The following is a 13,854-nucleotide window of genomic DNA, read 5'->3' as shown; positions in this document are numbered from 1 at the left end:
AAATTACGAAATCTTTTCCAGCTGAGTGCGGATGAAGGCCAGGGTCTTCTCGCACTCATCCCGGCTGCCGATACTGATACGGATACAGTTCTCGATCGGCGAGCGGCGTAAAATAATGCCGTTGTCCCACAGGGCCTTGAACAAGGCGTCCCCGTCGGGAAAACGCACCAGCAGATAGTTCCCATAGCCGTCGTATACCGTCACGCCGGGTAACATACTCAGTCCTGCCTGCAGGTAAGCACGGTTGGCGCTTAGGTCGAGCACCTGAAATTTGGTTCTGGCCAGGCCGGCGGGCGACAGGGCCTGGACCGCAATATCGGCCACAGGTACAGGAACCGGGTAAGGCGCGATGACTTTCAGCAGCAAATCAATCACTACAGCGTTCGCCAGTGTGAAACCACAGCGCAGGCCAGCCAGTGCAAAGGCTTTGGACAGGGTACGCAGGATCACCAGATTCGGGAACTGCGCCAGTAAATCAACCGTGGAAGCTTCCGGACAGAAATCGATATAGGCTTCATCCATCACCACCAGCGCTTTGTCTTGCGTCATGTTCAGCAGCGCAATAATGTCCTCACGGCGAATGAGGTTGCCGGTCGGGTTATTCGGGCTGCAGACAAACACCAGTTTGACGCCGTCCAGATTCTCGGCAATTGAAGGCAAATCCAGCTGCCAGTCAGAGGTCAGCGGTACTTGTTTCACGCCCACATCAAAAGTCTCTGCGCTGATGCTGTACATGCCGTAAGTCGGCGGGCAGTAAAGAATGCTGTCTTGCTTAGGCTCACAGAAAGTGCGAACCAGCAATTCAATTCCCTCGTCAGCCCCGCGGGAGGTCAGGACCTGGGATTTATCGACCCGCGCATAATCGGCATAAGCCTGAATCAGTGCTTCCGGCTGGCAGGTGCTGTAGCGGTTCAGGCGATCACACTGAATCTTGTATTCATTGACGAACGGCGACTCGTTGGCATTCAGCCAGATGTCACCACTGCCACCAAGGCGGCGTGCTGACTGGTATGGCGTGAGGTCGCGAATGGTTTTACGAGCCAGTAATTCAGGGTTCATCTTAAGCCTCTTTCAACGTCGATGCGCGTGATTGTTTGATTTTGTCTACCCGGATGCTGACGGCACGGCGGTGTGCGTCCAGACCTTCTGCGGTTGCCATGGTTTCTACCGTCGGCGCCAGTTCCAGCAGGCCATCGGCACTGAGTTCCTGGACTGTCATACGCTTGGTAAAATCGGCCAGGCCCAGGCTGGAGTATGTTTTGGTATAACCGTATGTGGGCAGTACGTGGTTGGTGCCGGAGGCGTAATCGCCGACCGATTCCGGTGACCAGTGGCCCAGGAAAATCGAGCCGGCATTATCCAGCAGGGGCACTAAATCACGTGGGTTACGGGTCTGGACTATCAGGTGTTCAGGCCCGTAGTGATTCGAGATGGACACGCACTGCGTGATGCTGTCGGCAATGATCATCAGGCTCGAGCCGAGTGCCTGACGGGCAATATCGGCGCGGGACAGCGTGTTGAGCTGTTGTGCAATGGCATCCGCGACACGGTCGGCAATACTTGGCTCAGGGGTGACCAGCACAACCTGTGAATCTGGTCCGTGCTCTGCCTGACTGAGTAAATCAGCCGCGATAAAATCCGGATCCGCGCCACTGTCGGCAATCACCATCACTTCAGACGGGCCGGCTGGCATGTCAATGGCGGCACCTTTGAAATCGTTGCTGACCTGACGTTTGGCTTCGGTAACAAACGCATTACCCGGGCCGAAAATTTTGTCGACTCTGGACACAGATTCCGTGCCGTATGCCATGGCTGCAACCGCCTGCGCACCACCGATATTGTAGACATCTGTAATACCACACAGTTGGGCGACATACAGAATCTCATCGGCAATCGGCGGGGGCGAACAAAGGACCACGCGGCGGCACCCGGCAATCTGTGCCGGTACGCCCAGCATCAATACCGTCGACGGCAAGGGTGCACTGCCACCCGGAATGTACAGACCTACGGCATTAATGGGCCGGGTGACCTGCTCGCAGATCACACCAGGTTGTGTTTCAACCTGAAGCGGCTTGGTTTTTTGCGCTTTGTGAAACTTGGCGATGTTGGCATAAGCCTGCTGCAGCGCCTGCTTCATGTCTTCTGACAGTCTGTCAGCAGCGGCCTGAATCTCGTTCTGGCTGACTGTGATGGAATCCGGGCGGACTTTATCGAATTTTTCTGCCAGTGCCAGCAAGGCCTCATCGCCACGTTCACGAACATCGGTAATGATATCTTTCACAATTACCGTCACATTCTCGCCTGCAGTGATGGCCGGACGTTGCAGTAACGATTCACGCTGCTGTTCACTCAGAGATTGCCATACAACCGTTTTCATGGTGTTTACTCCATCATTTTCTCAATGGGCAGAACGAGAATTGAGCTGGCGCCCAGCGCTTTTAGTTGTTCCATGGTTTCCCAGAACAGATTTTCTGAGCTGACAAGGTGAACGGCAACCCGGCTCTTGTCGTGAGACAGCGGCAGCACGGTCGGGTCTTCCGCGCCAGGCAGTAAAGCTGTCACTTGTTCCAGGCATTCAGTCGGTGCATGCAGCATGATGTATTTTGACTCTTTGGCCTGAATCACACCTTGCATACGGGTTAACAGACGCTCGATCAGCGCTTGTTTGTCGGCGCTGAAATCACCAGAGCGCTGAATCAGTACCGCTTTTGACTGCAGGATCACTTCGACTTCTTTCAGGCCGTTGGCTTCGAGAGTGGCACCGGTGGAAACCAGGTCACAGATGGCATCGGCCAGGCCGGCCCGAGGGGCAACTTCGACAGAACCATTGAGCATGCAGGTGCTGAATGTCACACCCTGTTCAGTCATGTAGCGCTTCACCAGTTGCGGGTAGGTCGTGGCAATGCGTTTGCCTTGCAGATCTTGCGGGCCTTGGTATTCCTCGTCTTTATCGATCGCAATAGACAGACGGCAGCCACCGAAATCCAGACGGCGCAGCATCTCGTAGTGGCTGGGTTCACCTCGTGCCGCACGCTCAAGCCCGACTTCTTCTAATTCATTTTCACCAATGAAGCCCAGATCAACGACACCATCCATGATCAGACCGGGAATGTCATCATCACGAACCAGCAGCAGGTCGATAGGCATATTTTCGCAGTGAACCACAAGGCGCTCACCGATCAGATTGAATTTCACACCGCAGCGTTTCAGGAGATCTTTACATTCAGTGCTCAGTCGTCCTTTCTTCTGGATAGCAATGCGTAGTCGTTGTGTTTGCATGATGACATTCCCTATATGCTTAATTTATTTTTAATTTCAAAGCTAAAACGAAAAACCCCCGGAAGATTTCTCTTCCGGGGGTCTGAATGCTGCTTACATGTAGCGACCGCTGGAAGAGGCGATTTGTCGTCTTCCAGAGTGAGGCGTATCCTCCTGAAAGACTAATCAGGATGATGATGGTGGTTTAGGTTTACCATTTGGATACGCATAATTATGTACTCTGTCTAAATCATTATTGACTGTGGACTTGCTATTCACACTAACCAAGCTAAGGCGGTTTTGCAATAGTTAATTAGTACATTTTGAAAATTTCTTCGTGCCGCATGCCATCACCGAGAATGGCTTACAGACAGCATTTTTTAAACTTCTTGCCGCTACCGCACGGACAGGGATCATTCCGGCTGGCTTTCATCGGTTCAGTTGCTTCCGGATACACACCGTCGACATAGAACCATTGCTGGCTGTTGCCGACCATTTCACGTAAAAAACGTGACTTTTCGTGCAGGCAATAGTCTTGGTTACCGTCACGGTAAAAGGCTTTGAATTCGACATAGCCTTCAGTATCGCTGGCGATCTGACTGCTGACAACCTCAAGCCCAAGCCATTCACTATTGATGGAGTCTGCGATGGCATCGCGGTATTGTTCTGCCTGGCAACTGGGATGGTAAGTCGCGACGACAAAATCGACCAATCCCAGAACATGCGCGCTGTATCGGGCACGCATCAACTGCTCAGGATGGTGAGCAGCCGACGGGTGCTGATGGACAGGCTGGCAGCAAAGGGACAAAGGCTGTTGGCTGCCACAAGGACATAATTGTGTGTTCGTCATCATTTATTGCAGTTCTTCTATGCTGGTCACCCATTCTAAAGATTCCAGGTAGCGGTTCGCAACATGTTCACTCTCCAGGCCCAGTTTAGAGCACATGGTATCCACCTGATCCCAGTCGGCATGATCATAAGCACACACCAGTGACAACAGATACCCCAGTTTACCTTTACGATGGATCAAGGCGTCCTGAATGCTGATATCAAGCGGCAGCATAGGGATCAACACATCAAGCGGCTGATCAAGCAGTGAATCCAGCATCGAGAAAAGTCCCGTCAGGAAAGCACGGTTGCCATTTAATTTCGGGGAAATATCGGCGGCCAGAAGTTCACACAGATGGGCCCGTTGCAAAGACAGGCAGTAGAGTGATGGCGGCTTGTCACGGGTCACGTGGGAGGTCGCCACAAAACTGATAAAGCGGCGAAGCCGTTCTTCTCCCAGATAAATGAGTGCCTGCTTGAATGAAGAAATGGGCACAGCACGGTTTGAGGTGATGGCATTCACATGGCGTAACAATTTGTACGACAAGGACAAATCAGTCGCAATGATTTCTTCTGCCTCATCAAAATTCACAACATCCTGGCAGATCTGCTGATAGAGCCGCAGCGTCGTCAGCGCAGAAGGGCTGAGGGTTTTTTGCTGCATCATCTCCGGTTTGCTGAAGAAATACCCCTGAAACAGATGAAAACCCGCTGCTTTGGCTTCTTTGAATTCGGCGTAGGTTTCCACTTTTTCAGCCAGAAACTGAATAGGTTTGTCTTTGTGGCGACGAATAAAGAAGCGCGCCTTATCAATGGGCGTCAGCTGTAAATCAAATTTAATGATGTGGACGAAAGGCAGAAACCGGTTCCATTCCACGCTCGGATTAAAATCGTCCAGTGCTATCTGGTAGCCACGCTGATGAAGGTCCCTGACCGAGTCCAGCAGTGTGTCTGAGGGGGTACAGTTTTCCAGCACTTCAATCACAAAAGTATGGGATGGAAAAAGAAGCGGTGTGCCTTTGAGTAAGCTTTTTTCAGGAAAATTAACAAAGGCGAGTTTGCCACTGCATACATCGTTTGAACCGTTAGAGAAGAAATTGTCCAGTAACAAGCGATTTGTTGCCTCTTCGGGCGGCACATCCGGGAAACAATTTTTGGGCCCGTCGCGAAAGAGCAATTCGTAGCCAATAGTCGTTTTGTCGCGATCTAAAACGGGCTGCCGGGCAAGATAAGAATACATGATATCAGCACTGTTTATGGTTATCGTTGTGTTGGCGAGGGCTTGCATTGCCAGTGATTCTCTTTGGTGAATAGTCCGCATGACAGGAGTGAACCAGTATATTACTAATAATTATCACCGTTGCGTAACATTAGCAGTAGAATTTTCCACTGGTTGTGACCTTTCGCTGAGAAATTACGCCGCTTGTGATCTTCAGCCCAAAAGATAGGGTTGATAAGTAAAAGTAATGCCCGGTGCTGACCCGAATTCAGCCTCGTGTTATGAATCACCGGGTTATGTGTGAGTTTGATTATGCATCACTGGTTTTGTGCTGCCAGTCTGAAGCTGCGCGTTCGCAGTTGGCAACCTGCAGCGGTGCAGAGCAGCACGGAACCCTGATCATACCAGTCACCCAGCACGGTCCGGGTAGCATACTGGCCATCAACGGTTAGCTCATGAACGGCCGGACGATGGGTATGGCCATGAATCATATGCTGCACCCTGTGTTCTGACATTAAGTCAATCACTGCTTGCGGCGTCACATCCATGATGTCATAGGACTTCATCTGATTGTTGCTGCTGCTGCCTGAACGCATTTTGCGGCCAACGGCCTGGCGCCATGCCAGCGGTAAGCGCAAAAACAGCCATTGAATAAATGGGTTATGGACTTTTTTCCGGTAACGCTGATAGCTTTCATCCAGGGTACACAAAGTGTCACCGTGCAAAATCAGCGTTGGCGTACCGAACAGGTCAATCACAGTGTGCTCTGGTAATAACATGACGCCCGTTTCGCGGCTGAATTGCTTGCCGATCAGGAAATCACGGTTGCCGTGGATGAAAAAGCAGGGCACACCGGAATCCGTCAATGCTTTGAACGCACTTTTGATCTGGCGGTGAAAGGTATTGTCGTCATCATCACCAATCCACATTTCAAACAGATCGCCCAACACATAGAGTGCGTCGCATTGGGTTGCCTCGGTTGACATAAAGTGCAGAAAACAATCGGTAATATCAGGGCGATCCGCACTCAGGTGCAAATCAGCTATAAAACATATGGTCATAAGTATTGAGACAGGTGGCCGGTATGAGCGGCCACCTTGGCAGGGAATTATTCTTCGATGGTCACAGAATTGATGACAACTTCTTCAACCGGTACGTCCTGGTGGACATAGCCCCAGTTACCTGTCGCAACCGCTTTGATCTTGTTGACGATATCCATCCCTTCAACCACTTCACCAAATACGCAGTATCCCCAACCATCTGGTGTTTCAGATTTGAAATCCAGGAAGTTGTTATCATTCACGTTGATGAAGAATTGAGAGCTTGCGGAATGTGGCTCCATGGTGCGGGCCATCGCGATGCTGCCAGTCTTGTTGCTCAGACCATTGTTAGCTTCATTCTTGATCGGTGCGCGGGTTTCTTTTTCAACCATGCCGGACGCCATACCGCCACCCTGAACCATGAAACCGTCAATCACACGGTGAAACAGCGTACCATTATAGAAACCGTCACGGCAGTACTGCAGGAAGTTCGCACTGGTTTCCGGAGCTTTTTCTGTGTTGAGCTGGATTTTAATATCACCAAAAGTGGTGTGAAGCGTTACCATGAGCTTATCCTTAACTGGAGTGTATTGCTTTAAACCCTGAATTCTAACGAACTAAGGCAAAGCGTCAATACAGTTTGTCTAGGTGAACCAAGTTAATTCTATAACTATAGAAGAGGGTTGGGATTGGTAAAATCGGTACTGCGCCTGTTCACCATGCCAATCGCGCTGAACCTAGCATCTTGAGGCGACTTGGGTATAATCAGCCCTTTGAATCGTAACCCCTGAAATGAGTAATTATCAGACATGCTAAAGATCTATAACTCACTGACTAGACAAAAAGAGGAATTTAAACCCATAGTGCCAGGTAAAATCGGCATGTACGTCTGCGGGGTTACTATTTACGATTTATGTCACATCGGCCACGGCCGCACTTTTGTTGCATTCGACGTGGTGTCACGCTACTTGCGTTACAGCGGCTATGATCTGACCTTTGTTCGTAATATCACAGATATTGACGATAAAATTATTAAACGCGCGGCAGAAAACGGTGAAAGCTGTGATTCTCTGACCGAGCGTCTGATTGGCGAAATGTACGCCGATTTTGATGCCCTGGGTATGGCGCGTCCGGATATTGAGCCTCGTGCGACCAAATTCATTCCGGAAATTGTTGCGCTGTGCGAACGTCTGATCGAACGCGGTTTCGCGTACGTGGCTGATAACGGCGATGTCATGTTCGAGGTCAGCAAGTTTGACGAATACGGCAAACTGTCTGGCCAGGATCTGGAACAGCTTCAGGCCGGTGCACGTGTTGATATTGAAACGGCAAAACGCAGTCCGCTGGATTTCGTGCTGTGGAAAATGTCCAAACCGGGCGAGCCGACCTGGGAATCGCCATGGGGGCCTGGCCGTCCGGGCTGGCACATTGAATGTTCTGCAATGAACTCTGCCATTCTGGGCGATCATTTTGACATTCACGGTGGCGGCTCTGATCTGCAGTTCCCGCATCACGAAAACGAAATTGCGCAATCCTGCTGTGCCCATGACACCCAGTATGTGAATACCTGGATGCACAGCGGTATGGTGATGGTTGATCGTGAGAAGATGTCCAAATCACTGGGTAATTTCTTCACCATCCGTGACGTACTGGAGCATTACGATGCTGAAACGGTTCGTTATTTCCTGATGTCTGGCCATTATCGCAGTCAGCTCAATTACAGCGAAGAGAACCTGAAGCAAGCACGTTCTGCGCTGGAGCGTCTGTATACGGCACTGCGTGGTCTGGATGCGGATGTTACCGCACAGGGTGGGGAAGCCTTTGTTGAGCGCTTTACCGCGGCGATGGATGATGACTTCAACACGCCTGAAGCCTACTCTGTAATGTTTGATATGGCGCGTGAGATTAACCGCCTGAAAGGCGAAGATCTGAAGGCGGCTTCAGCACTTGGTGCTCAATTGCGCGCACTGGCTGAAGTACTGGGACTGCTGGCGCAGGATCCTGAAACCTTCCTGCAAAGCAGCGCTAAGGCAGATGATGTGGCTGAGATTGAATCCCTGATCCAGCAACGTCTTGATGCCCGAGCTGCGAAAGACTGGGCAGCAGCGGATGCCGCCCGCGATACGCTGACCGCCATGGGGATCATTCTTGAGGATGGCCCGCAAGGCACGACCTGGCGTCGTAAATAACCGTTTATCGGATCCTCGGACAGCTGAGTGAAAAAGCCCTCTTGCGAGGGCTTTTTTGTGCGTGCTGATCGGGTTCGTTATTCTGGGATCATTTGGTAGCTGACGCTGAGACGACCCTGTCATCGGGGTGTGCGAGTTCGCTGCCACAGTGTTTACAGAAGATGGCATCGGGCTCATGACCCGAACGGGAGCAGTTCATGCATTTCACCAGGGTTCGGTGCAACTGACTCTGATGGCCAATTTCTGCCGTGATAATGCCGGTGGGGATGGCAATGATGGAGTAACCCAGCAGCATAGTGAAAGAAGCGAGTGTTTTGCCGAGATCAGTTTGAGGCACCAGGTCGCCGTAGCCTACAGTTGTTAAGGTCACTATGGCCCAGTAAATGCTGTAAGGAATGCTGGTAAAACCATGTTCTGGTCCTTCAATGACAAACATCAGTGAACCAAACACAGTGACCAGTATCGCGACCGTAGTGAAAAAGATAAAAATCTTGCGGCTGGACTGTAACAATGATCTCAGCAGCAAATTAGAATCCTGCAGATAGCGGACCAGCTTAAGCACCCGAAATATGCGCATGACCCGCAGTAACCGGATGACCATCAGGTAGTGCGCGGCCGGGAAAAAAACACCAGATAGGTGGGTAAAATAGCCAGCAAATCGACAAGACCGTAAAAACTTCGGGCATAGGCAGTTGGCTTGGGAGAGCAGTACAGCCTAAGCAGATACTCAAGCGTAAAGATCAGTGTAAATCCCCATTCCATCAGGTAGAACAGCTGCCCCCACTCCTGGCTTATCGGGCTGACAGATCCGAGCATCAGCACAATGATCGATGCCAGTATGGTCAGAATTAATGTGATATCAAATGCTTTGCCCGCCGGGGTGTGGGTGCCAAAAATGGTGATGTAGAGTTTTTCTTTGAGTGTTGAGTCGGACATAAATAACATCTGAGTGATTGAAAAATAAAGCATACTTAAGAGTCGCTGCCTTTGCCAGAGCCATTTCCCCGCTGTGTGCACCTGCTGCCGGTAAGCGCTGACTCAGTTGACAGCAGCAGGAGAAGACAAGATTGACTGCTCCTATCTCACTGTTTTTGTTTGCTGTTACGACTTTTCCGACTAAAGTTATGCTCGGTATTGCTTATCATTGGTAAAAAAGTCATACAGTGACATTGTCGTTCTGAACCTGACTGGATTAGGCTTTATGTGGCGTGATGACTCCCCACAACGGGGTATTTGTCAGTAGCCATTTGGGGGCGCTAATCTGTTGTTTCGATTTGAAATAAAATTACCAGTGTGAAAATTATTTTCATGGTAAAGGGCGTCTAAATATTTGTTTCGTGAATGATTTTAATTGGGTTGCTTTTTAAATAATTGATTTGATTTCTTTTTCCTGGGTGGTGACATATTGCTGATGTGTGTGTTTAGCATGATCCAGATCAAGCCTCACCTGGCAATGAAGTCATAAAATCAGTTTTGAAAGCAATTTACTAAGTATGCTCAATCGGCGATAAGCGCTCTCATGGCAAGGAATCAGAGACGTATCCTTACTAAAAAGTTTTCAATCTTAAAGTTAGGAGTTTGACTATGCCTGTAACGAATTTGGCAGAACTCGATGCAATGGTTGCCCGTGTAAAAGCCGCACAGAAGATTTTTGCCACCTACTCGCAGGAGCAAGTAGACAAGATTTTCCGTGCCGCCTCTCTGGCGGCAAACAATGCCCGTATTCCTCTGGCCCAGCAAGCCGTACAAGAATCTGGCATGGGGATCGTTGAAGACAAGGTGATCAAAAACCACTTTGCCTCTGAATTTATTTACAACAAATACAAAGACGAAAAGACCTGCGGCATTCTGGAAGAGAATGACGAGTTCGGCACCATCACCATCGCAGAGCCTGTCGGTATCATCTGCGGCATTGTGCCAACGACAAACCCAACCTCAACCGCTATCTTCAAATCCCTGATTTCACTCAAAACCCGGAACGGTATTATTTTCTCTCCGCACCCACGGGCGAAAGAATCGACCAACGCTGCGGCGAAACTGGTGCTGGATGCCGCTGTTGCGGCTGGCGCACCCAAAGACATCATTGGCTGGATTGATCAGCCTTCGGTGGAATTGTCCAATGCCCTGATGAAACACCCGGATCTGAACCTGATTCTGGCCACCGGTGGTCCGGGCATGGTGAAAGCGGCTTACTCGTCGGGTAAACCGGCCATCGGTGTCGGCGCGGGGAATGTGCCTGTGGTGATTGATGAAACGGCCGATGTCAAACGTGCGGTGGCATCTGTACTGATGTCGAAGACATTTGATAATGGCGTGGTATGTGCCTCAGAGCAGGCCGTGATCGTGATGGATGAAATCTATGACGAAGTGAAGGCGCGTTTTGCCAGCCACAAAGGCTATGTCCTGAGTAAAGAAGAAGCCGATAAAGTCCGCAAAGTGATTTTGATTGAAGGCAGTCTGAATGCCGACATCGTGGGTCAGCCTGCGACAAAAATTGCTGAAATGGCAGGGGTATCAGTGCCTGCCGATACCAAGGTACTGATTGGTGAAGGCGATGCCATTACGATTGATGAAGAGTTTGCCCACGAGAAACTGTCGCCAACCCTGGGGATGTTCCGTGCCAAAACCTTCGAAGATGCGGTAGAGATGGCCTGCAAGATGGTGGATCTTGGCGGTATTGGTCACACCTCAGGCTTGTACACCAACCAGGATATCAATGAAGATCGCATCAAGTATTTTGGCGACAAGCTGAAAACCGCGCGTATCCTGGTGAATATCCCGACCACCCATGGCGGTATCGGTGATCTGTACAACTTCAACATTGCCCCATCATTGACCTTAGGCTGCGGTTCATGGGGGGGAACTCTATCTCTGAAAACGTAGGGCCTAAGCACTTGATCAACAAAAAAACAGTGGCGAAGCGAGCTGAAAATATGCTGTGGCACAAACTGCCGAAGTCGATCTATTTCCGCCGGGGCAGCCTGCCTGTGGCACTGACGGATCTGGAAGATAAGAAACGTGCTTTTCTGGTGACTGACCGTTTTCTGTTTAACAACGGCTATGCTGATGAAGTGATGACGTTACTCAAAGCACAGGGCATAGATGTGCATGCATTCTACGATGTGGAAGCCGACCCAACGCTGACGATCGTCAAGAAAGGTGCTGAGGCAATGAAGAGCTTCCAGCCTGATGTGATCATCGCACTGGGTGGTGGTTCGCCGATGGATGCCGCGAAAATCATGTGGGTGATGTATGAGCATCCTGAAACCCACTTCGAAGAGCTGGCAATGCGCTTTATGGACATCCGTAAACGTATCTATAAATTCCCTAAAATGGGCAAAAAGGCGGAGTTGGTTTGTATTACAACCACTTCAGGAACGGGCTCTGAAGTGACACCGTTCGCAGTCGTCACCGATGATGAGACAGGCGCAAAATACCCGCTGGCGGACTATGAGCTGACACCTCAGATGGCAATCGTTGATGCCAATCTGGTGATGAACATGCCAAAATCCCTGACTGCATTTGGCGGTTATGACGCAGTCACCCATGCGTTGGAAGCCTATGTCTCTGTGCTGGCAAACGAGTATTCAGATGGTCAGGCATTGCAGGCACTGCAACTGCTCAAGCAATACCTGCCTTCCAGCTACGCCAACGGTGCGAAAGATCCGATTGCCCGTGAGAAAGTCCATAACGCGGCAACTATCGCCGGTATTGCATTTGCCAATGCCTTCCTGGGTGTGTGTCACTCGATGGCGCACAAGATAGGCGCTGAGTTCCATATTCCGCATGGTCTGGCAAATGCCTTGCTGATTGCGAATGTGGTGCGTTATAACGCCAATGACAATCCAACCAAGCAGACGGCTTTCTCTCAGTACGACCGCCCGCAAGCGCGTCGTCGTTATGCGGAAGTGGCCGATCACCTGGGCCTTTCTCAGCCCGGTGACCGTACCGCACAGAAAATTGAGCGCCTGCTGAGCTGGCTGGATCAACTGAAAGACGATTTGGATATTCCTAAGTCCATTCAGGCGGCTGGTGTATCAGAATCTGACTTCCTGGCGAAACTGGATGAACTGGCTGTCGAAGCCTTTGATGATCAGTGCACCGGCGCGAACCCGCGTTATCCACTGATTGCAGAGCTGAAAGAGGTACTACTGGCTTCTTACTACGGAAAGGCGTATGTCGAAGGGGAAACCTTTGAAGGCACGACTGTCATTAAGAAAAATGCAGACCAGAAACCTGCAGAGGTCATTCAGGTGGCTCCCGCGGCCAGAAGCAAAAAGGTTGCGGCCAAGGCTTGATAGCCTTGCGGCTGAGTGAAACAAAAACCCGCCATCCGGCGGGTTTTTTAATGCAGTCTAATCATCACTGCCTATGGCGTGATTGATTGCGAGGACAAGGACGGAACTGCTGAAGTGTCAGGGATCAGACGACTTCGGCTTCAATCATTCTGCCGTTGAAATAGTCGTTTGAGACGATGTACTCAGCGCTACGGGCAATCTCATACTGCATGGGCAGGCTGAGTAGGGTGCTGGGTGGCAGATCATGCCGCTCATCAAAGATCAGCGGGAAGACGCCACCGACACGAATTTTGTACTGCGCCAGCTCTTTGGACCAGCTTTGAGTAAATCCCGCCAGCATGGCTTTGGAGCTGCTCGTCAAAGGGATGGGATTATCCGGGCGGCAAGCGGCTAAATTGATAATCACACCAGACTGATGGTGTTCGCGCATGTAGCTTGCGGTTTGTTTGCCAAAGGAAAGAAACGCCGAGGTGCCTTCTGTCATGAGCTGACAGAATTCTTCAACCGAGGTCTGGGTCAAGAGCATGGGAATATCCACGCCAAGCCAGCAGTTGATCAGTACATCGATTTTCCCGTATTGCTCGTGTACCGCATGAATGGCACTGGCAATGGTGGCTTCTTTATTATCGGACAAACAAAGTGCGTAGCACTCACTGCCTTTGGCTAAGCATTCCTGATAATTGGTGTGCAACCGTTCACTGTCTGTATCTACCAGGGCTATCCGTGCGCCTAATGAGGAGAAATGGAACGATGCGGCTTTTCCTAATGGGCAGCCTGCAGCAGTAATAAGAATAACTGAGTCTGCAATATTCATAGCGCAATCTTCCTATATGTGGATACCGAGAAGTCGTAACAGCAATGACGGCTTTAACCATCCTCACCTTCACTATTCAATAAACTAATAACACCCTGATAATGTTAAATCTTAGTTAAGTAAGCTGGTAAAGCGGCATTGAATTGTTTGGCATATGACGCTTGTCACGAAATTTAGTACTTTGTGATATGTTGCGGAAAATTTGCTT

Annotated in this window: 9 protein-coding genes, 2 pseudogenes and 1 other annotated feature; of the genes and pseudogenes, 2 read left to right on the top strand and 9 right to left on the bottom strand. The window is 50.3% G+C overall.

The window, feature by feature from the left end; genetic code table 11:
• Nucleotides 1-3 precede the first annotated feature (3 nt).
• From hisC to P4S53_RS18915, 7 genes are all read right to left on the bottom strand, one after another.
• Nucleotides 4-1,059 (bottom strand): histidinol-phosphate transaminase, encoded by a 1,056-nt coding sequence (gene hisC / locus P4S53_RS18945; RefSeq protein ID WP_337113905.1) that lies wholly within the window; start codon nt 1,057-1,059, stop codon nt 4-6.
• Nucleotide 1,060: 1 nt separating this feature from the next.
• Nucleotides 1,061-2,377 (bottom strand): histidinol dehydrogenase, encoded by a 1,317-nt coding sequence (hisD, locus tag P4S53_RS18940; RefSeq protein WP_337113904.1) that lies wholly within the window; start codon nt 2,375-2,377, stop codon nt 1,061-1,063.
• A 5-nt stretch (nt 2,378-2,382) separates the two neighbouring features.
• Nucleotides 2,383-3,279 (bottom strand): ATP phosphoribosyltransferase, encoded by an 897-nt coding sequence (hisG, locus tag P4S53_RS18935; protein WP_027253462.1) that lies wholly within the window; start codon nt 3,277-3,279, stop codon nt 2,383-2,385.
• 46 nt (nt 3,280-3,325) lie between these two features.
• Nucleotides 3,326-3,465: a sequence feature (His leader region), on the bottom strand.
• 157 nt (nt 3,466-3,622) lie between these two features.
• Entirely contained in the window at nt 3,623-4,111 is a 489-nt protein-coding gene (locus P4S53_RS18930) for a YchJ family protein (RefSeq protein ID WP_337113902.1), read from the bottom strand.
• Nucleotides 4,112-5,326: an EAL and HDOD domain-containing protein gene (locus tag P4S53_RS18925; RefSeq protein WP_337113901.1), complete on the bottom strand. Its 1,215-nt coding sequence runs from the start codon at nt 5,324-5,326 to the stop codon at nt 4,112-4,114.
• A gap of 296 nt (nt 5,327-5,622) precedes the next feature.
• Nucleotides 5,623-6,366 carry a UDP-2,3-diacylglucosamine diphosphatase gene (gene lpxH, locus P4S53_RS18920; RefSeq protein ID WP_337113900.1) on the bottom strand — a complete coding sequence of 248 codons (744 nt, stop codon included), beginning with the start codon at nt 6,364-6,366 and terminating at the stop codon, nt 5,623-5,625.
• Nucleotides 6,367-6,413: 47 nt separating this feature from the next.
• Nucleotides 6,414-6,911, bottom strand: a complete 498-nt coding sequence (locus P4S53_RS18915; protein ID WP_192015239.1) for a peptidylprolyl isomerase — start codon at nt 6,909-6,911, stop codon at nt 6,414-6,416.
• Between the two features lie 243 nt (nt 6,912-7,154).
• On the opposite strand from P4S53_RS18915, the gene cysS reads away from it, so the two are divergent.
• Complete coding sequence (cysS, locus tag P4S53_RS18910) at nt 7,155-8,534, top strand: cysteine--tRNA ligase (protein ID WP_337113899.1); 1,380 nt, start codon at nt 7,155-7,157, stop codon at nt 8,532-8,534.
• Nucleotides 8,535-8,622: 88 nt separating this feature from the next.
• Here the strand turns inward: cysS and P4S53_RS18905 are convergent.
• Nucleotides 8,623-9,470: pseudogene (locus P4S53_RS18905) on the bottom strand (ion transporter).
• Between the two features lie 648 nt (nt 9,471-10,118).
• Between P4S53_RS18905 and adhE the strand changes: the two are divergent.
• Nucleotides 10,119-12,832, top strand: a pseudogene (adhE, locus tag P4S53_RS18900) (bifunctional acetaldehyde-CoA/alcohol dehydrogenase).
• A 124-nt stretch (nt 12,833-12,956) separates the two neighbouring features.
• On the opposite strand, the gene P4S53_RS18895 reads toward adhE, so the two are convergent.
• A complete protein-coding gene (locus P4S53_RS18895; RefSeq protein ID WP_337113898.1) occupies nt 12,957-13,646 on the bottom strand; it encodes an SDR family oxidoreductase in 690 nt (229 codons plus the stop codon).
• Nucleotides 13,647-13,854: the final 208 nt, after the last annotated feature.

It is taken from the genome of Photobacterium sp. Hal280, from assembly GCF_037162255.1.
Classification (GTDB): domain Bacteria; phylum Pseudomonadota; class Gammaproteobacteria; order Enterobacterales; family Vibrionaceae; genus Photobacterium.
Note: the sequence above shows the minus strand (reverse complement) of the source record. Positions and strands in the feature narration are given on the sequence as shown.

Excerpts from the sequence above, each read along its gene's own strand:
- P4S53_RS18925 (WP_337113901.1), bottom strand. The coding sequence starts at position 5,326 with ATGTATTCTTATCTTGCCCGGCAGCCCGTTTTAGATCGCGACAAAACG.
- P4S53_RS18915 (WP_192015239.1), bottom strand. The coding sequence starts at position 6,911 with ATGGTAACGCTTCACACCACTTTTGGTGATATTAAAATCCAGCTCAAC.
- lpxH (WP_337113900.1), bottom strand. The coding sequence starts at position 6,366 with ATGACCATATGTTTTATAGCTGATTTGCACCTGAGTGCGGATCGCCCT.
- P4S53_RS18895 (WP_337113898.1), bottom strand. The coding sequence starts at position 13,646 with ATGAATATTGCAGACTCAGTTATTCTTATTACTGCTGCAGGCTGCCCA.
- hisD (WP_337113904.1), bottom strand. The coding sequence starts at position 2,377 with ATGAAAACGGTTGTATGGCAATCTCTGAGTGAACAGCAGCGTGAATCG.
- hisC (WP_337113905.1), bottom strand. The coding sequence starts at position 1,059 with ATGAACCCTGAATTACTGGCTCGTAAAACCATTCGCGACCTCACGCCA.
- hisG (WP_027253462.1), bottom strand. The coding sequence starts at position 3,279 with ATGCAAACACAACGACTACGCATTGCTATCCAGAAGAAAGGACGACTG.
- P4S53_RS18930 (WP_337113902.1), bottom strand. The coding sequence starts at position 4,111 with ATGATGACGAACACACAATTATGTCCTTGTGGCAGCCAACAGCCTTTG.
- cysS (WP_337113899.1), top strand. The coding sequence starts at position 7,155 with ATGCTAAAGATCTATAACTCACTGACTAGACAAAAAGAGGAATTTAAA.